At 61.3% G+C, this 20023-nt stretch carries 20 protein-coding genes, 1 tRNA gene and 1 pseudogene; 7 read left to right on the top strand and 15 right to left on the bottom strand.

The window, feature by feature from the left end:
- Positions 1 to 94 precede the first annotated feature (94 nt).
- Together B0E55_RS23320 and B0E55_RS23315 are read left to right on the top strand one after the other, a co-directional pair.
- A complete protein-coding gene (locus tag B0E55_RS23320) occupies positions 95 to 709 on the top strand; it encodes a hypothetical protein (RefSeq protein ID WP_019746510.1) in 615 nt (204 codons plus the stop codon).
- Positions 710 to 826: 117 nt separating this feature from the next.
- Positions 827 to 1561, top strand: coding sequence for a queuosine precursor transporter (locus B0E55_RS23315; RefSeq protein WP_019746509.1), 735 nt, complete (start codon positions 827 to 829; stop codon positions 1559 to 1561).
- Here the strand turns inward: B0E55_RS23315 and tgt are convergent.
- From tgt to B0E55_RS23285, 6 genes are all read right to left on the bottom strand, one after another.
- Positions 1552 to 2841 (bottom strand): tRNA guanosine(34) transglycosylase Tgt, encoded by a 1290-nt coding sequence (tgt, locus tag B0E55_RS23310; RefSeq protein ID WP_029254273.1) that lies wholly within the window; start codon positions 2839 to 2841, stop codon positions 1552 to 1554. The genes B0E55_RS23315 and tgt overlap by 10 nt on opposite strands.
- Before the next feature lie 54 nt (positions 2842 to 2895).
- Positions 2896 to 3564: a GOLPH3/VPS74 family protein gene (locus tag B0E55_RS23305; protein ID WP_157902088.1), complete on the bottom strand. Its 669-nt coding sequence runs from the start codon at positions 3562 to 3564 to the stop codon at positions 2896 to 2898.
- Between the two features lie 22 nt (positions 3565 to 3586).
- Positions 3587 to 5518 carry an ABC transporter ATP-binding protein gene (locus B0E55_RS23300; RefSeq protein ID WP_080910547.1) on the bottom strand — a complete coding sequence of 644 codons (1932 nt, stop codon included), beginning with the start codon at positions 5516 to 5518 and terminating at the stop codon, positions 3587 to 3589.
- Positions 5515 to 7248 (bottom strand): ABC transporter ATP-binding protein, encoded by a 1734-nt coding sequence (locus tag B0E55_RS23295; RefSeq protein ID WP_021332868.1) that lies wholly within the window; start codon positions 7246 to 7248, stop codon positions 5515 to 5517. Before B0E55_RS23295 ends, B0E55_RS23300 begins: the two co-directional genes overlap by 4 nt.
- Before the next feature lie 114 nt (positions 7249 to 7362).
- On the bottom strand, positions 7363 to 9717 hold the full coding sequence (locus tag B0E55_RS23290; protein ID WP_080910546.1) for an MMPL family transporter: 2355 nt from the start codon (positions 9715 to 9717) through the stop codon (positions 7363 to 7365).
- A gap of 71 nt (positions 9718 to 9788) precedes the next feature.
- Positions 9789 to 10418: a TetR/AcrR family transcriptional regulator gene (locus B0E55_RS23285; protein WP_007731646.1), complete on the bottom strand. Its 630-nt coding sequence runs from the start codon at positions 10416 to 10418 to the stop codon at positions 9789 to 9791.
- A gap of 250 nt (positions 10419 to 10668) precedes the next feature.
- Here B0E55_RS23285 and B0E55_RS23280 point away from each other — a divergent pair, with 250 nt between their 5' ends.
- A complete protein-coding gene (locus tag B0E55_RS23280; RefSeq protein ID WP_070796524.1) occupies positions 10669 to 11778 on the top strand; it encodes a GGDEF domain-containing protein in 1110 nt (369 codons plus the stop codon).
- A 12-nt stretch (positions 11779 to 11790) separates the two neighbouring features.
- Here B0E55_RS23280 and B0E55_RS23275 read toward each other — a convergent pair whose 3' ends face one another.
- Positions 11791 to 12246, bottom strand: a complete 456-nt coding sequence (locus B0E55_RS23275; protein ID WP_003943908.1) for an RrF2 family transcriptional regulator — start codon at positions 12244 to 12246, stop codon at positions 11791 to 11793.
- Positions 12247 to 12374: 128 nt separating this feature from the next.
- Here B0E55_RS23275 and B0E55_RS23270 point away from each other — a divergent pair, with 128 nt between their 5' ends.
- Positions 12375 to 13316, top strand: a complete 942-nt coding sequence (locus B0E55_RS23270; RefSeq protein ID WP_080910545.1) for a sterol desaturase family protein — start codon at positions 12375 to 12377, stop codon at positions 13314 to 13316.
- Here B0E55_RS23270 and B0E55_RS23265 read toward each other — a convergent pair.
- From B0E55_RS23265 to B0E55_RS23255, 3 genes are all read right to left on the bottom strand, one after another.
- Positions 13282 to 13620, bottom strand: coding sequence for a DUF202 domain-containing protein (locus tag B0E55_RS23265; RefSeq protein ID WP_080910544.1), 339 nt, complete (start codon positions 13618 to 13620; stop codon positions 13282 to 13284). The genes B0E55_RS23270 and B0E55_RS23265 overlap by 35 nt on opposite strands.
- The gene (locus tag B0E55_RS23260; RefSeq protein WP_029537421.1) at positions 13621 to 13971 is read right to left on the bottom strand and encodes a YidH family protein; all 351 of its coding nucleotides are present in this window, start codon (positions 13969 to 13971) and stop codon (positions 13621 to 13623) included.
- 123 nt (positions 13972 to 14094) lie between these two features.
- Positions 14095 to 14778: a YceI family protein gene (locus tag B0E55_RS23255; protein WP_019746487.1), complete on the bottom strand. Its 684-nt coding sequence runs from the start codon at positions 14776 to 14778 to the stop codon at positions 14095 to 14097.
- A gap of 244 nt (positions 14779 to 15022) precedes the next feature.
- Here B0E55_RS23255 and B0E55_RS31945 point away from each other — a divergent pair, with 244 nt between their 5' ends.
- Entirely contained in the window at positions 15023 to 15196 is a 174-nt protein-coding gene (locus B0E55_RS31945; RefSeq protein WP_003943953.1) for a hypothetical protein, read from the top strand.
- A 549-nt stretch (positions 15197 to 15745) separates the two neighbouring features.
- Here B0E55_RS31945 and B0E55_RS23245 read toward each other — a convergent pair.
- The gene (locus B0E55_RS23245) at positions 15746 to 16762 is read right to left on the bottom strand and encodes an Abi family protein (RefSeq protein ID WP_157902087.1); all 1017 of its coding nucleotides are present in this window, start codon (positions 16760 to 16762) and stop codon (positions 15746 to 15748) included.
- Between the two features lie 439 nt (positions 16763 to 17201).
- On the opposite strand from B0E55_RS23245, the pseudogene B0E55_RS23240 reads away from it, so the two are divergent.
- Positions 17202 to 17501, top strand: a pseudogene (locus B0E55_RS23240) (tyrosine-type recombinase/integrase); the annotation flags it as partial.
- Positions 17502 to 17516: 15 nt separating this feature from the next.
- On the opposite strand, the gene B0E55_RS23235 reads toward B0E55_RS23240, so the two are convergent.
- The 4 genes from B0E55_RS23235 to B0E55_RS23220 all read right to left on the bottom strand — a co-directional run bounded on the left by B0E55_RS23235 (position 17517) and on the right by B0E55_RS23220 (position 18996).
- A tRNA-Ser gene (locus B0E55_RS23235) sits at positions 17517 to 17607 on the bottom strand.
- 56 nt (positions 17608 to 17663) lie between these two features.
- Positions 17664 to 17855 carry a CsbD family protein gene (locus B0E55_RS23230; RefSeq protein ID WP_003943869.1) on the bottom strand — a complete coding sequence of 64 codons (192 nt, stop codon included), beginning with the start codon at positions 17853 to 17855 and terminating at the stop codon, positions 17664 to 17666.
- 139 nt (positions 17856 to 17994) lie between these two features.
- On the bottom strand, positions 17995 to 18456 hold the full coding sequence (locus B0E55_RS23225; protein WP_019746485.1) for a nucleoside deaminase: 462 nt from the start codon (positions 18454 to 18456) through the stop codon (positions 17995 to 17997).
- Positions 18457 to 18996 carry a tRNA adenosine deaminase-associated protein gene (locus tag B0E55_RS23220; RefSeq protein ID WP_003943823.1) on the bottom strand — a complete coding sequence of 180 codons (540 nt, stop codon included), beginning with the start codon at positions 18994 to 18996 and terminating at the stop codon, positions 18457 to 18459.
- Between the two features lie 48 nt (positions 18997 to 19044).
- On the opposite strand from B0E55_RS23220, the gene B0E55_RS23215 reads away from it, so the two are divergent.
- Complete coding sequence (locus tag B0E55_RS23215; RefSeq protein ID WP_080910542.1) at positions 19045 to 20019, top strand: prephenate dehydrogenase; 975 nt, start codon at positions 19045 to 19047, stop codon at positions 20017 to 20019.
- Positions 20020 to 20023 lie beyond the last annotated feature (4 nt).

Below are 20023 nucleotides of genomic sequence, written 5' to 3'. Positions count from 1 at the left end.
TCCCGGTGGGTACCCGCCTCCTCCCGGTGGTGGCAACTTCCCGCCTCCGCCCCCGAATGACTACGGCGCAGGCTTCGGCGCCCCCCAGCTTTCTGTGGGTGCGGCAATTTCCTACGGCTGGAACAAGTTCAAAGACAACGCACTGGTCTGGATCGGGATCTCGATCATCGCTTTTCTGATCGCCGGACTCATCCAGGGTGCTTTCAACGGCTTCGACTACACCAATACCGAATTCAGCGCGCTGTCGATCGTGGGTGGATTGGTCACCGCAATCGTCGGCTACATCATCCAAGCCGCATTCCTTCGTGGAGCGTTGAGCGAATTGGACGGAATCAAGCCGGCTTTCGGCACCTTCTTCCAATTCACGAACATCGGTGCAGTTGTTCTCGGCGGTTTCCTTGTCGCCGTCGCCACCTATGTCGGTTTGGTTCTGTGCATCATTCCCGGCATCATCGCGGCGTTTCTGCTCTACTACACGCTGACCTTCATCGTGGACAAGAATCAGGATGCGATTTCGGGCATCAAATCGAGCTACGCGTTGACCTCGTCGAACGTCGGAACGTTGATCCTGCTGGCGCTCGCTCTGATCGGTATCAACATCATCGGCGCACTGCTGTGCGGAATCGGTCTTCTCGTGACGGCGCCCGTCGCGCTGATCGCCAGTACCTACGCATACCGCGTGCTGACCGGCGGCCATGTAGCTGCCTGATCAGTTCGTTTGCATCACAGAAGGCCCTGCGGTTCCACGTGAAACCGCAGGGCCTTCGGTGTGTTCTGCGCAACTGGACGGTCGCCAACTCGCATCCGAGCGCCTTGTGGTGCTTGGATGACGGACGTGACAGCTCAGGATCAGCAAGACGAATCGACCCACGAAACCAAATTTGCGCACGTCAGCCGGGGTTATTACCCGACAATCGTCGCGCTCTTCACCGCAACGCTGCTGATCTCGAACGTGGCGGCGACCAAGGGGGTCGCCTTCTTTGCGGATTCCGACTTCTCGCTCGGTCCCTTGCAGATTCTGCCCATCATCACCGATGGTGGATTCTTCTTGTTCCCGCTTGCCTACGTCCTCGGTGACGTACTCAGCGAGGTGTACGGCTTCAAAGCGACCCGACGCGCGATCTACCTGGGCTTCGGCGCACTGATTCTTGCCGCCGCGTGCTTCTGGATCGCTGTGCAACTCCCGTCGGCAGAGTTCTACGAGAACCAGGCCGCCCTCGAAACCGTGGTCGGCGTCATTCCCCGGCTGCTGGTTGCAGGCTTGGCCGCCTACCTCGTCGGCCAGCTGCTGAACTCCCTGGTCCTGGTCATGATGAAAAAGCGCATGCAGGAGAAGCACCTGTGGGCGCGGCTGATCGGCTCGACCGTCGTCGGCGAATTCGCCGACACCCTCATCTTCTGTTCCATCGCAGCCGGTGTCATCGGCATCAGCACGTGGGAAGACTTCATCAACTACGTGCTGGTCGGCTTCCTGTGGAAGACGCTTGTCGAGGTTCTGGTCATGCCGATCACCTACCGCGTCATCGCCTACGTGAAGAAGCGCGAACCGACCTACGTCTGAGGTGCAGGCGTCTTCGCCGCATAGAACTTTCCGAGCATGTCCGCTTTGAAGTCGTGGAAGTATCCGCCTTCGATGCTGGCTCGGATGTCGTCGACCAACTTCACGGTGAATCGCTCGTTGTGGATCGTGCACAGCGTCGACGCGAGCATTTCCTTCGCCTTGAACAGGTGATGGATGTACGCGCGGGTGTAATTGGCGCAGGTGTAGCAGTCGCACTCGTCGTCGATAGGCGTGAAGTCACGACGGAATCGGCTGGTATTGATGTTGAACCGGCCGGAGCGGACGTAGATCGCGGCATTGCGAGCAACACGCGACGGATTGACGCAGTCGAAAGTGTCCGCGCCGTTCTCGATTGCGACGAAGAAGTCGTCCGGTTCACTGATGCCGAGCATATGACGCGGCTTGGTCTCGGGTAGTTCCTCGTTACACCAACGCACAATTGTGCCGAGGTTCTGCTTCTCGAGGGCGCCGCCGATGCCGTACCCGTCGAAGCCGTATCCGTTCTCGCCTTCGATCGACTCGAGGCCACGGCAGGCTTGACGACGCAGATCTTCGTACTGCGCGCCTTGGATCACCCCGAAGAGAGCCTGATAGGGCTTCTCGGCGCGTTCAGCGGTGAGCTTCTCGTGCTCGTTGATGCAGCGGATCGCCCACGCCTGCGTGCGCTCGACCGATCGCTCCTGATAGCCGCGGGTGTTGAGCAACGTGGTGAGCTCGTCGAACGCGAACATGATGTCGGCACCCAGCTGATGCTGAATCTGCATCGACACCTCGGGGGTGAAGCGATGCTTACTGCCGTCGAGGTGCGATTTGAACGTCACGCCCTCGTCGTCGACTGTCGCGAGACGCTCCTTGCCCTTCGCGATGACGTCGTCGGACTGCACACCGACGGCCTCCATCGCGAGCACCTTCTTGAACCCGACACCAAGCGACATGACCTGGAAGCCGCCGCTGTCGGTGAAGGTGGGCCCGTCCCAGTTCATGAACTTGCCCAGCCCGCCGGCCTCGTCGACGATGTCGGGTCCCGGCTGCAGGTACAGGTGGTACGCATTAGCGAGCAACGACTGCGCGCCGAGTTCCTTCATGGACTCGGGCAGCACGGCCTTGACCGTGGCCTTGGTTCCGACGGCCACGAACGACGGAGTCGCGATATCGCCGTGTGGTGTGTGGATCGTGCCGGTTCGTCCGAGTCGGTCCTCGAGCCTGGTCCCCATGGTGAAAATCGACTCGGGACGCTTGTCGACGGCGGGCACGGGCGGTGTCGGAACTGCAGAAGTCACGGGCTCAATCCTGTCACAGCTGCAGAAAGGGCCACGTCGTGCAGTATCGCTCCGTCACGATCCCGAGGATGTCGACACGGCAATTGTTGCGGTGAGCGCCGCAGTGGTGGCTGCCTGCGTCGCCGCGATCGACTGCCGCACTGCCTCGCTCGCCCAGTTTCCTTGCGACAGCACTTTCGCTCGCGCTTTCGCCGCCTTGAACTGATCGGCCGGAACGACCACCTTGAGCATGTTCGCGCCTGCCAAGATCGACACCAATGCACCTTCGGTTGGGGTGGGTTGGCGGACCCCCAGCAGAATCTCACGAAGCACGAAGCGTAGTTGATCCTCGTACCGCGGATTGGTCGCCGGCCATCTAACGTTCGGAAAGAACCCGAGCACTTGATGTTCCACGGCCGTCACAATTCCGCGGGCTCCCATACCCGCATAGAGCGCCTTCCTTGCGCCCTTCGCAAGTCGGTTCACCACCGCAGTCGGCCGGGCCGGTGGCTTCTCGGCCAGCCGTGCCAATGCAGCGTTGAGAGTGGGATCCGCGAGTGGCCGATTGTCGATGACGACTGTCCGCGCCCGCCATCCGGCGCCGTCGAGGCGGACGCGGTCGGCAAGCACAAGCTCGACCAACAAGGCGCCTCCGAGCGCAACATCGACGTAGGACGACGAACGCAGCAGCTTTCCGCTGACGTCGTCGGTGGCGAGCAACAGCAGATCCTCGGCAATCAGCATGCTCACCACCGTAGTAGTGCGATTAGATCTCCGCTCCCACGAATTGGCTGTTGTACAGACGGAAGTACGCGCCGCGGGATTCGAGCAGATCCTCATGGCTCCCCTGCTCCACGATCCGGCCTTCCTCCATCACCACGATCAGGTTCGCATCACGAATTGTCGAAAGACGGTGCGCGATGACAAAGCTGGTGCGGTCGTTGCGCAGAACCGCGGTGGCGCTCTGGACCAGCAGTTCGGTGCGTGTGTCCACCGAACTGGTCGCCTCGTCGAGGATCAGGATGGACGGCTGCGAGATGAAGGCGCGGGCGATAGTGATGAGCTGCTTCTCACCGGCACTGACGTTGCTGCCTTCCTCGTCGATGACCGTGTCGTAACCCTCAGGCAGAGAGTGCACGAACTTGTCGACGTAGCTCATCTCGGCCGCACGACGAATCTCCTCGTCGGTGGCACCAGGCTTGCCGTAGGCGATGTTCTCGCGGATGGTTCCACCGAACAGCCACGCGTCCTGCAGAACCATGCCGATCCGTGAGCGCAGATCGTCTCGCGTCATGTCGGCGATGTCGATGCCGTCCAAAGTGATTCGGCCCGAATTGAGTTCGTAGAACCGCAGGATGAGGTTGACGAGGGTGGTCTTGCCGGCGCCGGTGGGTCCGACGATCGCAACCATCTGGCCCGGCTCGGCAGTCAGGGACAGGTCCTCGATCAGCGGCTGTTCCGGCTTGTAACTGAAGGTGACGTTCTCGAACTTGACGCGACCCTTGTCGACCGTGGGCGACTTCGCACTCTTCGGGTCCTCCGACTGCTCCTCTTGGTCGAGCAGCGCGAAGACCCGCTCGGCCGAAGCGACGCCGGACTGCAGCAGATTGGTCATCGACGCGATCTGCGTGAGCGGCTGGGTGAACTGCCGCGAGTACTGGATGAACGCTTGCACGTCGCCGAGGGTCATCGTTCCGGATGCGACGCGCATGCCACCCACCACTGCGATGGCGACGTAGTTGAGGTTGCCGAGGAACATCACGGCCGGCATGACCAGACCGGAGATGAACTGCGCCTTGAAACTCGACTCGTACAGATCCTCGTTCTGCTTGCGGAAGCGCTCCTCGACCTCCTGCTGGCGACCGAACACCTTGACCAACTCGTGGCCGCTGAATGCTTCCTCGACCTGCGCGTTGATTCCGCCGGTGCTCTTCCACTGCGCCACGAAGTGCTTCTGTGAACGCTTCGCGATGAACGCCGTCACCATGATCGACAGCGGAACAGTTGCCACCGCGATCAAGGCGAGCAGCGGTGAGATCCACAGCATCATCACCAGAATGCCCAGGACGGTCATCACCGACATGACCAACTGGCTGAGCGTCTGCTGCAAGCTCTGCGCGACGTTGTCGATGTCATTGGTCACGCGTGAGAGAACATCACCGCGGGCATGGGTATCGAAGTACCGCAAGGGAAGTCGGTGAATCTTCTGCTCGACGTCCTCACGCAGACGACGAACGGTTCGCTGGACCACGATGTTGAGCAGATACGCCTGCAGCCAACTGAACAGCGACGCGCAGACGAACAGCAGCAGCACGATCATCAAGACCTTGCCGACGGCGTCGAAATCGATTCCGGTTCCGGGCACAACGGCCATGCCGGACACCATGTCGGCGAGTTGACCCTGCCCCGAAGCGCGCAATCCTTCGACAGCCTGTTCCTTTGTCGTCCCCGGCTGGAGTTGCTTACTGACGATGCCGTCGAAGATCAGATTGGTGGCGTTTCCCAGGATCTTCGGCGCGATCGAGGAAAGTACGACGCTTGCCGTCACCAAAGCGAAGATCAGGATGACGATCGGCTTGTCCGGGCTCAAGCGACCGAGGAGACGCTTGAGCGAAGGGCCGAAGTTCATGGCCTTCTTGGTGGGATCGCCGCCGCCGGGCGGGCCGATGGGAGGCGAGGAAGTCGGTCGATTACTCATGATGCGTCCTGTACGGCTAGCTGAGAGGCGACGATTTCGCCGTAGGTGGGACAACTGACCACGAGTTCGTCGTGCGTGCCGATCCCCACGATGGCGCCGTCGTCGAGCACGATGATCTGATCGGCCTCGACGATAGTGGAGATACGCTGCGCGACAACGACTATGCAGGCGTCTTGCGTGACCGGCCGGAGCGCCGCACGCAGCCTTGCGTCGGTAGTGAGGTCGAGTGCCGAGAAGGAATCGTCGAACAGATAGATCTGCGGCTTACGCACCAACGCTCTCGCGATGGCGAGTCTCTGACGCTGACCGCCCGATACCGTCGTACCGCCTTGTGCCACCGGTGTGTCCAGGCCTTCTGGCATGGCGCGGACGAAGTCGGCAGCTTGGGCGATCTCGAGGCACTCCCACAGCCATTCGTCGGTAGCTTCGGGGTTTCCGTAGCGGAGATTGGTGGCGACAGTGCCGGAGAACAGATACGGCTTCTGCGGGACCAGACCGATCACCGAGCAGAGCAGCTCAGTGTCGATGTCGCGGACGTCGACGCCGCCCACCGATACCGATCCGGAGGTGGAGTCGATCAAACGCGGAATCAGGTTGAGCAGAGTGGTCTTTCCCGATCCGGTGCCGCCGATGATCGCCGTCGTCTTGCCTGGTTCGGCGCGGAAGGTGATGTCGCGCAACACTGGCTCCTCGGCTCCGGGGAACTGGAACTGAGCCCCACGAAGCTCGACGACGCCCGGGTCCTTCAACTCCAGGACCGGATTCTCGGGCGGAATCACCGAGGAATCGGTGTCGAGTACCTCGGAGATACGTTCGGCGCACACCGACGCACGCGGCAGCATCACCGCCATGAAGGTGGCCATCATGACGGCCATCAGGATCTGCATGATGTAGCTGAGCATCGCGGTGAGCGAGCCGATCTGCATCGAGCCCTCGTTGATCTGATGGCCACCGAACCAGATGACCGCGACGCTGGTGACATTGCTGATCAGCATCACGAGCGGGAACATCAGTGCCATGAGGCGGCCGACGCCGAGTGCAGTCTCCGTCAGTTCGCGGTTGGCGTCGCCGAAACGCTCTACCTCGTACGGTTCCCGTACAAACGCTCGGACGACGCGGATGCCCGTGATCTGTTCGCGAAGAACACGGTTGACGGCGTCGAGGCGGCCCTGCATGACCCGGAATCCGGGGACCATCCGGGCGATCAGGAAACCCATCGAGACTACGAGGAGCGGGACGCTGATCCCGAGGATCCAGGAAAGATTCAGGTCCTGGCGCAGAGCCATGATGATGCCGCCGATACACATGATCGGCGCCATGACGAGGATGGTGCAACTCATCACGACCATCATCTGTACTTGCTGGACGTCGTTGGTATTGCGGGTGATCAGCGAAGGCGCACCGAAGTGCCCGACTTCCCTGGCCGAGAACGTCCCGACCTGATGCAGCACCGACGCTCGGAGGTCGCGCCCGACACCCATGGCGACTCGCGCTCCGAAGAAGACGGCACCCACCGAGCACAGGATCTGCGTCAGCGTGACCATCAGCATCATTCCGCCGGTGGAGAGAATGTAGCCGGTGTCGCCTTTGGTCACGCCGTTGTCGATGATGTCGGCGTTGAGACTCGGAAGGTAAAGGGCCGCCATAGTCGAAATAAACTGCAGGACGACAACGCCCGTGAGTTCACCCCGGTACGGCGTCAGATAAGTGCGCAGCAGCCTGATCAGCATAGTGAGCGAAGGTTACCAATCCTGGCCGACATGTGCCGCTGGATATTTCGATACGCAAAAACAGCTGTGCGCCTTTATTAACCGCGGGGGGTTAATAAAGGCGCACAGCAGAGATCAAGCAGATGCGGACTGCAGTTCCGCTTCCTTCTCGTCACGGAGGGCCTTGCTGAGCTTCTCACCCTCGATGTCGACGTTCGGCAGAATCTTGTCCAGCCACTTCGGCAGCCACCACGCCTTGTCGCCGAGCAGTGCCATGACGGACGGGATGATCACCATGCGCACGATGAAGGCGTCGAAGAACACCGCCGCGGCGAGCGCGAATCCGATCGACTTGATGAACGAGTTCGGTTCCGCGATGAAGGCACCGAACACGGAGATCATGATGACCGCGGCCGCACTGACCACGCGGGCACCGTGGTTGAAGCCGATGGTCACGGCCTCCTTCGCGCTCGCACCGTGGACGTACTCCTCACGCATACGCGTCACGAGGAACACCTGGTAGTCCATCGCCAACCCGAACACCACGCCGATCAGGAAGATCGGCATGAAACTCACGAGCGGTTGCGGGTTCGAGATGATGCCCAACCAACCGTGCTGGAAGATCGCCACCGTCGCACCGAATGTCGCGAGCACGCTGAGCAGGAAGCCGAGCGTCGCGGTCAGCGGAACCAGGATCGAACGGAACACCAAGAGCAACAGAATGAATGCAAGGCCGACCACTACGGCAAGGTAGGGCACCAATGCATCCTTCAGCGTGTCCGAGACGTCGCCTTCGAGTGCGGTCTGACCAGTGATGCCGTAGCTGACGCCGATCGAATCGTTGAGTCCGCCTTCTGCTCCGCGGAGGCTGCCCACCAGGTCCATCGTGGCCGGATCGGTCGGTCCGCTCTTCGGAGTGATCAGTACCTGCGCGGTGTCGCCGGCTTCGTTGACCCTCACGACCTGTGCGTTCTGGACGTCACCGAAGCTCGAGATGGTCGAGACGACCTCCGCAAAGGCCTCCCCGGCGGGGACGCTGGCATCTTTGGCGTCGACAACCGCGATCAGCGGTCCGTTGCGGCCGTCACCGAAGCCCTCGTCGATCAGGTCGTACGCCTGACGCGCACTGGTCGCCGGGTCACCGGTGGCCTCCGACGGCAATGCCAGGCTCAATCCCGTTGCGGGCAGAGCCAATGCGCCCAGAAGAACTACTCCACCGATCAGCGGCACGAGCGGACGACGAACGACGGCGGTGATGAAGCGCAGAGCCAGCTTCGGCTTGCCTGAATCATTGTTTTCGGACTCCTCCGCACGCTTGCTGAGGAAGGGAATCTTGCCGGCAAAAGCCTTGCGTCCGAACATACCCAGGATCGCGGGCAGCAAGGTCAATGCGATCAGTACCGCGATCAGCACGGTGAAGGCCGCTGCCGCACCCATGTCCGAGAGGAACGGGATGCCGACGACACGCAAGGCAACGAGCGCGATGATGACTGTCAAACCGGCGAATACCACTGCGGAACCGGCAGTTCCGACGGCGCGACCTGCTGCTTCGGCACGGTTGTCGGTGAGGGTGAGCTCATGCCTGAACCTGGACATGATGAACAGCGAGTAGTCGATCGCCACGGCCAGACCGATCATGATCGCCAGCGTCGGAGTCATCGAACTGAGATCCATGAATCCGGTGGCAACCGTGATTCCAAGGCTGCCGATAGCGATACCGATGATCGCGGTGAGGAGCGGAAGCCCCGCGGCCACAAGCGAACCGAACGTGATGGCCAGAACGACAGCGGCAACGGCGATACCGATCAGCTCGGTGACACCACCGGGCATCTCCGCTTCCTGTGCAGCAGAACCACTGACCTGGACGTTGAGTCCCTCGGCCCGACCGACATCGGCTGCGGAGTTGATCGAATCACGTAACGCCTGATCGAGATCGGCGAAGTCACCGCTGAACGGAACCTCGACGTACCCGACCGTGCCGTCGGCACTGAGCGGCGACAACGCGCGCGCGTCGTCCACGGCCTGCGTCTCGGAAGTTCCAGCCGCAGCAGCCTTTTCCTTGAACATCGCAACCATGGAGTCGTTGCCGGTAACCGGATTGACCAACGCCTTCGCGGCCTGTTCCGGAGTGGCAGTCGCCGGGTCCACCTTGGCGGAGTCGGCGACCTTGTCGATGCCACGGATACTCTCGAGCATCTCGTCCATGGCCTTGACGTTCGCCGGATCGGCCAGCGTCGTGCCCGCCGGAGCTTGCACTACGTATCGTGCGCTCAGCGAATCCATCGGGTTGGGCGCGTCGGGAAAACGCTCCGCCATCAGGTCTTGCGCCTGCTGTGCCGGGGTTCCCGGAATGGAGAACGAATCCTTGGTGGGGCCGGACAGGGTGGCTGCCCCGACGCCCATCAGGACCAGGATTATCAGCCAAACGCTGAGGACCGCGCCTTTTCGCCGGTAGGCGAACTTGCCGATCCGATAAAGATAGGTGGCCACGACGGGCTCCTTGCTGTTTCGGTGCGTGTACGTGGACAGGTATTACGTGTGGGGCTCAGAGACGGGACATCTCAGGGACGCGACATCTCAGGGGCGGGCGGCGGCGCGGGCAATCCGGCACGAATCTGCCGAAAAGCGTCGTGAACCAACTCCTCCGGACTGGAAGCCTCCGACTTTCCGCCAGTCCAGACGTCGATCACCGATTTAGCGGCTCCGCCCACCGCTCCCAGGAGGAGCGTCGGGTACAGGTCCTTCTCGGCGTCGGTACCGGTGCGTTCCGCCAATGCCTGAACGACTGCACGGTTGATCCGCTGATGCATGTCTGCGGCATCCCGGTAGAGCGCGGGACTCGAATCCGACAGCAGCCAGATACTTGCCTTCTCACTCCCACTCGGACCTGAGTCGTTCACGATTTCGACCACAAGTTCTTCGAGGACGTCGAGAATTGGTTCGTCCGCGGGCCGCGAGGCAAGCGCCTCGATCCACAGGTTCACCGATTCCTCGAAACTGGCGAGCACTGCCTCCTCCTTGCTGGAGAAGTAGTTGTGGAACGTCCTCGTCGACACTCCGGCCTCGGAGGCGATCGCGTCAGCGGTGACGCATTCGATCCCCAGCGCACGAGCGAGCCGTGCTGCCGCGCCACTGAGTGCGGCACGGGTTGCTGCCTTCTTGCGGTCGCGAAGGCCTTGTTCGATGATCACTCCAACACGGTACCCAACTTGCAGAGCTCTGCAACTTTGCAGAGCTCTGCAATATTGTGCGATCGAACACACAGCGCGGAAACTCGAGGCGTACCTCACACTCACGCACGGCAAATGCCTGAACAGCACGACAGAGAGAGTTGTGAGCAGCTCCACGGCGTGACGCCCACTGCCAAGCTGACGCGTGAATCAACATGGCCTGACATACTTTGCGGTGAATTAACCGCAATGTGCTCGGCGAAGGAATCTGATGGACCCGCTCCTGCATACCTGGCCGGTTTCGTCCACGGTAATGCTGTGGGGATCGAAGTCCGGACGAGGCTCCGTACTACGTCTCGTCCGTCTCACCATCGGATTCTGCTCACTCAATTTCTCGATCGTGGCGTTCCTGTTTCTCCTCAGCGGAGAGGGCCCGGACGGACCGTTTGCGCGCAGTTGGCTCGTCGGCATTGCGACCGTCAACCTGATCCCCACGATTCTCTGGTTTGTCGGCCGAATCAGAGGTTCACGCATGCTCAAGCTCTACGGTCTGTGGGCGGATCTCGGAACTGCCTCGATTCTCATCACCTTCACCAGCCATAACGCCGCCCTTTTCGGCGCGGCACTCTTTGTGGCCACCGGCGCCTACTTCACCTATTTTCTCGACCGCCGCTGGCTGGCATTCCACCTCGCCTTTGCCACGACGTTTGTCATCGCCCTGACCGTGCTCGGCCTGACGAACGGCGACTACTCGGCAACCAGCGTGATTGCACGCACCGACGTCGTACTGTGTGCCGTGATCTTCATTCCGGCCACCATTCAATTCACCTGGCGGCAATTACTCTCGCGCGCAACGGGATCCAAGGTGGATGTACTCACCGGACTCCTGAACCGGCGAGGGCTGTGGGACATGTCGGAGCGTATCTGGTCGGTCGCGTCGGCAAATCGTGCCGACATTGCTGTTGCCGTCGTCGACATCGACAAGTTCAAGGCTGTGAACGACACCTTCGGTCACGAAGTCGGTGACGCCGTCATCATCCGGACAGGAACGCGCCTGCAGGAGCATGTGAACGGTTTCGGCTACGCCGCGCGCACCGGCGGCGAGGAGTTCACCGTTGTGATGATCGGCACCCCGTACGGACTTCGCAAAAGAATCGCGACACTGCCCAAAGCCGTCGTGAACGCTTCCGACGACCCCTTGGCCACGGTCAGCGTCGGAGCAGCGACGCTACCTTTCATCCCGCATCAGGAAGAGTTCGACTACAACGAGTTCTCCCGAGCAATCGTTGCGGCCGATCATCTGATGTACGACGCAAAATCCGCGGGAGGCAACACTGCGAACACTGCTCCTATGACTGTTCCACGTCGACGGGCACCCTGAAACCGGGCTGTATCAGCGCCGATTCCACGCCTCGGGATCTGCCGTCAGTTCGTGAATGAACTCGGGCAACTCTCCACCTGCAACATCGGTGAGTGTGACATTTTCGAGCACAGCACGGAGGTTGACGCGCACTGCAATCCACACCTCCTTGAGGGGCGTCGCCGGCCCCCCGTAGTCGACGTCTTCCGGTCGCTGACCCCGAATCGAAGCAAGCGGTCCTTCGACGGCTCGTATGACGTCTGCAATCGTGATCTCGTCCGCGGACCGAGCGAGCCAGTATCCCCCGTCCGGGCCTCGACGGCTGTTGACCAAGCCGCCGCGCCGCAGGTCCGAGAGCACCGCTTCCAGGAACTTGTGGGGTATGACCTGGGATTTGGCGAGAAACTCGGCCTTGGCCGGGTCAGGACCTACTGCCGCGAGCTCGACCAGAGTCCGCACGGCGTAGTCCACCTTCGCGGTGATATGCACCGGCAATTCCTACCATCGTTCTATGAATAGTCGCAACAAACCTGCGAGTTCTTCGCCGCAAAGGGTTCCGTGACGTTACATTTTGATGCATGATGTAACGATCGAAGCTAGAGAACAGGACAAATCGCGTGTGGGAAACCCTTCTCGAATCATGGAAGTCACTTCTCGAACCGCTCCATGATCCAGTCACGCTCGCAATCCCCGCGTTTGTCATCTTCCTGGCAATCGAATGGTTCGCGGCCCGCGCTCTCGAGGATCATCCCGACGACGCCGACGGACGCGCACGACCCGCGGAAGGCGGCTACCGAAGCGTCGACGCCAGAACCAGCGTTCTGCTCGGACTCGTGTCGATCGCAACGAGCACCTTCTGGAAAGTGCTGGCGCTGATCGGCTATTCCGCAATCTGGGTGTACCTCGCTCCGTGGCACCTCTCGCCGACGGCCTGGTACACCTGGGTGATCCTGCTGCTCGGAATCGACGTCCTCTATTACGCGTATCACCGCATCGCGCACCGAGTTCGAGTCATCTGGGCCACACACCAGGCTCACCATTCGAGTGAGTACTTCAACTTCAGCACCGCACTGCGGCAGAAGTGGAACAACAGCGGTGAGATCATCATGTGGTTGCCGTTGCCGTTCCTCGGGATTCCGCCGTGGATGGTGTTCGTCGGCTTCTCCGTCAGCCTCGTCTACCAGTTCTTCGTCCACACTGAACGTGTCGGAAAACTCTGGCGGCCCATCGAATTCATCTTCAACACGCCGTCGCACCATCGCGTCCACCACGGGTCCGACGCCGAGTACCTCGACCGCAACTACGCCGGAATCCTCATCATCTGGGACCGGATGTTCGGAACATTCGCAGCCGAAACCCACCGGCCCACCTACGGACTCACGACGCCGGTCGGAACGTACAACATCTGGAAGCTCCAAACACGCGAATACGCTGCCATCGCTCGCGACTGGAAAGCGTCGAAGTCGTGGCGCCAGCGCGCAGGCTACGTGTTCGGCCCACCCGGCTGGGCACCCAAAGCCGAGGTTACTTCAACAGAATCCACAGCCCCGTCGCACTGAGCAGGAGCAGGGCGACCGCGAGAGCTGCACCCATACCCAAAGCTGACGTTGCCTTTTCGGCTGAGAACTGGGCCAACCGCCTGGGCCGCGACCGACGTTCGTAGACCGTCACCGCCACGACAAGCACGGCAGCGAGGGACGGGCCGATCAGTGCTAGCGAACCGAACGGCGGCAACCATCTCAAACAGGCGGCAGACAAGCCGAGGATCGACAGACTCGTCCGTACGAACGAGAGCGATGTGCGCTCGGACTGCAAGCCCTTGTCCGGAGGCTTGACACCTTCCGACGGTTCCAGCGCGGTCAATCAGTTCACGACCTCGACCACCAGGACGGTCGCGCAGATCACCAGCACGATGCCGACCACCGGCGCCATCAGCGGTACCGGCAACGAGCGCTCAGCACGCAGTGCGCGCTCGGCGCTGATCCAGTGAACAAAAGAAGTGATGGCGATCAGAGCGCCGCCGACGAGTAACAACGCTGCCAAGCCGGCACGAACCGTCGGGTTGAGAATGTCGCCGCCGAACGCTTCGAGTCCGACGCCCGACGCGACGAAGGCCGTCGCCGTGCGGATCCAGGCCAGATACGTCCGCTCATTGGCGAGAGTGAACCGTGGATCGGGGTCTTCACCCGTTCGGAACGGTCTCCACCGGGGCATCACCTGTTCATTCCGTCCGGGCAGAAATCACACACTGCCTTCGGAACGGACAACAAGAAAGGAAGGTCATGTCCTTAATCTTCCCTGCCCGCCCCGAAGCAGTGCGAATCGGGTAGACGTAATTCAGCTCGCGGCGAGTGAGACGAGGAAGTCCACCGATCCACTGGCGTCGACGGTGACAAAACCGAGGGACGGGGGTTCAACTCCGAAATCGGTCCAGGTGACCGGAATCGAGCCCGATGCGATCAGCGAATCACCCGAATGCAGCACGGTCATGTCGACCGACACCGGCTTGGACTGACCTTTGAGAGTCAAGGTGCCAGACACCGTGACCGTCGCCGTTGTTCCGTCCGTCGGCACAGCAGCCAAGTCCACCGGCGAGTCGATCGTGAACGTCGCCGTCGGATACGTGCTGGTATCCATCACATTGCCCGTGAACTGGCCGTCGCGCCGATCCGAGTCGGTCTTGATGCTTGCCACCTGCACCGTCACTTCGCCTGACGTGAGCTTTTCACCCTCGACAACCGCGTTTCCGCTCACTTCGCCGGTGGTTCCGACGACGGTCACACTCGATCCGTTGAGAATCTCGTGCACGGTGTACCCCGCTGCCGTCTGGTTGTCCCCCTGCCCGGCGACGACGGTCCACTGCCCGTCGATCGATCCGGACGCCGCTTCTGCACCCTGAGTGGATACCACGGCCGCCGGCGCATCGTCTTCAGCGATGAATTTCCCGTACGCCCACGGCCCCACAAGCAGGGCGAGTACGACCACAACTACTGCTCCGCCGATCCACCAGATCTTTTTCATGGGTTCGACGATAGTTGCAGCTTCAACGATTGTCAGGAGTTACGACCTGGGAGAACCCTGTGAAAGCGCTCCACGAACACCGAAAGCGGGCACACCCACAGCCATTAGTAATCATTTGGTAAAGTGGTTTTTGCATTCCGGCCCCCAGCCTGGAGTGCCTGGGCCGTGCGCATCGAATCATGCATCGATCCCGATGCGCACGGTCTGCCCGAAACACGAATCACACCGATCGGGGGAGCTCGCAATGGCGGACCTGACGCTCCTGACCGACGACGAGTTACGCGAGCGTCGGATCGCCCTCAGTCGATCCCTCACTACCGCAGCAGATTTGATCCCCACCCCGCCACCCTCGTTCTTCGAGAAGCTGAAGCAGGACATCGATGCCGCCGCTGCAGAGTGGATCGCTCGCCGCTCCTGAACTTCGTCAACCTGTGAATGTCCACCGGAGGACGGCCCCTCCCCCATAAGACTTAGTGCGGCTTCCGATCTCCTCCGAAGTCCAGCGCTGTCCTCGTCCGAATGGCGGACTGGCCGGTCGTCCGATGGTCCAGTCGGAGCGTGTCCGTCCTGACGGCCGGCAGCGCTCGCACGCCAGGTTTACCACACAAAAAAGCTCCCCACCTGCGTGAACAGGTGGGGAGCTTTGGCGGTGGCGGAGGGATTTGAACCCTAATCGACCGCCTGGCCAGAGGCGTAAACACCGCCTGAACTGGCCGAATACATCACCGGAGATAACGCTGAATCACCCGGTTTTGAGGTGAAGTGTGGCCAAAATGTGGCCACGAAAACACCCTGGGCAACTACTAGCGTTACGCCAGTAGACGCCAACTGTTGGCGTAGCGCCCACGGTTGACCTTTCCCGGAGCCGGGAAGCTATCTCAGATCCTCCCGAGACATGCCCATAGAGTTCGATACGCCTGAGCAAGCCACCGGCACTTTTTGACGGGGCTCCGCAGAAAGGTGCCGGTCAACCTTTGGCCGGGACCGCGCTCCACAGAGGAAGCGACTCCCAGCCTTCTACAAAGCCCATGTCACGCCCTGGAGAGATCCCCTCGATGACTGGGAACTTCTTGACGTGACTCCTCAGGTCAAGGGGCCAGGTAGAGCGAGGTGAAATTCTGCGAGTCAAATACGCTAGGCACGCAATTGGCACGTACAACTTCTCTCGTGACCCACCCGACGCAACATGCTGCAGATCCTCGCCAACCTGAGTCTTGTTGAAGTTCCCAGCCTTGTAGGTCAAGGTTCTGTTCCATAAACGGCTGTGATGGGCGCACAGGTTACGCAAATAGTTCAGGTCCCGCAGCCAGCGGCCGAGGAGTGGTCCGCCCTTCACCCCCATTGCGGACGCAATCTCGTTTTGGTCGACCTTGCGTAGGAGCTGGAAGAGTCTGGCCAGTGCACCGAAATCGAGGAACTCTACTGCGATCCAGATCGGTAACTCACCGCCATACTTTCCTCGGTGATGTACGACGTAGTCCTCGTTTTTCGCATCTGATTCGAGCTTCCGGTACCGCTCAATCCATTCGTCAAACCTGTCAGCCGGAGCGTGATGGGCGCCCAGCGCGGGACGCTTCGAGGGCTCATCGCACGAATCCGGCTCAAGCGACTCCCGATGTACATGGCCGAACACATCTCGCCTACCAAGCACGTAAGCGAGCCGTGTTCGTAAGCCGACCTCGACCGTTTCGAGGGCATCGAGGCATTTCAGCCGCAGTTTCCGATCAAATCTCCACAGACTCTCGATGTCGGAAACATGCGTGTCACACCGGATCTCCTCCGCGCGAAAGTGGGCTCGGCTAACCTTCTGGCGCTGGTCGGGAGGCAGGAGCTCGCGGAATGGATAGATGTACGCCGAGAGTCGGTAGTAGCCGACCATCTCCACCAACCCGATAGCTGCGTCCTGGTCGGGGCAAACGATGCCTCGCTGCTGCATCTTCGCAACCTGATCGGCGTAGGTCAGGTGCGGTTTGTCGTAGTCCATGCCCATACTCATGCCCACCCAAAGGAAAACCGACCCTTGATAGCCCAAGGGCTAACAGCGGGGTCGGTGTTTATGACTCGACTGTAGCGCATGTCCGACGTCGAGTAGTAATCACATTTACATAACAAAGCATCAGTGCAGATCATCCGACAGACCTCGTCTCACGACACGCAAGGTGGCGTAGGCACGCGTAGATCACCGCTGAGTATGCCGGGAAACGAGTTCAAACCTGCGGGGTTGCGGGGTTTAGTTAGGACATGACTGGAACCGAAGCGATTGTTATTCCACCCGCCGTTGTCGATCTCCTTCGAGACGTTGTCCGCCAACTGGCTGGCAATCGCCTCAGTCGAATCGAGTCTGAGCGAACAGGGCAAGTCGAACTCAGGACGGGGGAACCACGTCTGCTTAACGCTGTTGAGGCAGGCAAACTGCTCGGCGTTGGTTCGTCGGCGCCGTCAAGCGCGCTGGTGTCCAGACGATCACTCCCCACGATCTGCGGCACACCACGGCGAGCCTGGCGATCAGCTCTGGCGTGAATGTTCTGGCGCTGGCAAGGATGCTCGGGCACACTTCGGCGAAGGTCACCCTTGACACATACGCGGACCTGTTCGATACCGATCTCGACGACGTGGCGGTCACGATGGATAAGGCTTACTCACCGGCGAGTGTGGCCAAAAAGTGGCCACAAACGGGCGGAGATTCACCCGATTTGGCACAAAAAAGCTCCCCACCTGCGTGAACAGGTGGGGAGCTTTGGCGGTGGCGGAGGGATTTGAACCCTCGGACGGGGGTTACCCGTCACACGCTTTCGAGGCGTGCTCCTTAGGCCGCTCGGACACGCCACCGTTGGTGACTTTACCGGATGGAGTGCCCGTGGCCGAAATCGCCAGGTGGAGCGGTATTACGTGAGCTTGTCCTTGATGCTGGATGCGGCGTCCTTGACCTTCTCGCCGGCATCCTTGACGGCCGATTTCACCTGGTCGCCTTTACCTTCGTTTTCGAGGTCCCGGTCACCGGTAGCGCTGCCAGCAGCTTCCTTGGCCTTGCCCCCGAGGTCTTCGGCCTTGTTCTGAGCCTTGTCTGCGATTCCCATGAGTACTCCTCTGTGAACGCGAACGAATCACCTTCCGGCGATTCGCCGATACCCTGACGGCATCTGATCTCCACCATGCCCGTGATTACCGGTTCCGGCTACCCGAGTGTGCGATCACTCTCGATGGGGAATACCGATTTCAGGCCCGCTGCTCGCGGAAGAAATCTTCCAAAAGCCCAGCGCATTCGTCCTCGAGGACCCCGCCGCGCACCTGCGGCCGATAGGTCAATCTTTTATCTCGAACTACGTCCCATAATGATCCGACGGCTCCGGTTTTCGGCTCCCACGCCCCGAAAACGACCCGAGAAACCCGGGCGAGGACCAGAGCGCCCGCACACATCGTGCATGGCTCGAGGGTGACGGCCAGCGTCGCACCTTCCAGGCGCCAGCCGTCACCGTAGATTCTTGCGGCAGCGCGCAACGCGAGGATTTCGGCATGCGCGGTCGGATCGGACGACGCTTCCCGGGCATTGGCGGCCCGAGCAACTTCGACGCCGTCAGCGTCGAACACCACTGCCCCGACCGGGACGTCTGCGTCGGAGGCGGAACGTGCGGCCACGATGGCCGCACGGATCATGCGCTGATCGTCAGCGAGAGTCATCTAGCGCGGGAGCTTGTCGAGCGCTGCGCCGAACTCGGACGCGAACCCGAGTCGCTGCGCGATCATCCCCAACTGCTCGTCCGGATAAAGATCGGTCTCGGCCGCGATGACAGCGAGCACGGGTTCCGGCAGGCCCAGATCGGCCAGGACGGACAGATCGCCCTCTTCCCAGGGTTCGACATCGTCGAGGTCGTCCGGGTCGATGTCGGGGATCTCGATGTGCAAGGCGTCGAGGACGTCGGCTGCGATGTCGTAGTCGATGGCGGCGGTCGCGTCGGAAATCAGCAACTGCGTGCCCGACGGCGCCGGACGCAACACGATGAAGAACTCGTCGTCGACGTCGAGAAGACCGAAGACGGCACCCGAACTTCGCAGCTCACGCAGCTGCGTTTCGGCGGCCGAGAGCGAGGTCAACGCGTCGGGCGTCAGTGCCTTGACCGTCCAACGCCCCTCTTCACGGACCACCGCGACACCGAAGCCTTCAAGCTCCTCCGACTGGTTCGAAGAGGCGCTCTTGTTACCCGCGCGCTGTGCACCCATGGCGCAACGGTAGCCCGCCTGGTGCCAGTGAGTGAAGTCCGAGCATCGATGTGCCAACCTGAACCGGTGTCTGCGATCGATTCCGCCCCACCAGTCTGCGTTCTCGGCCTCGGATTGATCGGCGGTTCGCTACTTCGCGCCGCCGTCCGATCCGGTCGTCAGGCGTGGGGTTACAACCGTTCCAGCGAGTCCGCCGACGCGGCCCGAGCCGACGGTTTCGACGCCGACACCGATCTGGATTCAGTGCTGCAGAGAGCGAACGAGAGCGGCGCGATCATTGTGATCGCCGTGCCGATGCCTGCCGTCGACGCCACCTTGGAGGCAATCGCCGCGCATGCGCCGAACAATCCGATCACCGACGTCGTCAGTGTCAAGGGTGAAGTGAAGGCCGCGGTCGAACGAGCGGGCTTGAGCGCCAAGTTCGTGGGCGGTCATCCGATGACGGGGACGTCAGCTTCGGGTTGGGCGGTCGGCGATGCCGATCTGTTCGTCGACGCGGTGTGGGTCGTTGCCACCGACGAAGGCGTCGACGCAGACGTGTGGTCGCAGGTCGCCGACCTTGCACTCGACTGCGGCTCGGTAGTCGTGCCGGCCGAATCTCTCGAGCACGATCGAGCAGTCGCTCGTATCTCGCATCTCCCCCACCTACTGGCGGAAACACTCGCGATCACCGGAGCTGCCGGCGGCGAACTGGCTCTTGGGCTGGCCGCCGGGTCATTTCGCGACGGCACCCGCGTAGCCGGGAGCGCTCCTGGCCTGGTGCGGGCGATGTGCGAGGGCAACCGTGACGCCCTGCTGGTCGCGCTGGACGAAGCGCTCGACCTTTTGCAGGGTGCACGCACCGATCTGCTCGACAACGGCTCCACGGCACGATTGGTGGACGCAGGGTTCGCTGCGCGCGGCGCTTACGAGTCGCACGAGCGTTGGGACATCGAAGACCTTCGGGTCGGAGAACCCGACTGGATCGAGCGGATGCGGGACGCCGGTCGACGCGGTGGTGTCATCCGGCGATCCGAAACCTAGAAGG

The organism is Rhodococcus sp. 66b (assembly GCF_002076325.1).
GTDB classification, from domain to species: Bacteria; Actinomycetota; Actinomycetes; order Mycobacteriales; family Mycobacteriaceae; genus Rhodococcus_F; species Rhodococcus_F erythropolis.
Note: the sequence above shows the minus strand (reverse complement) of the source record. Positions and strands in the feature narration are given on the sequence as shown.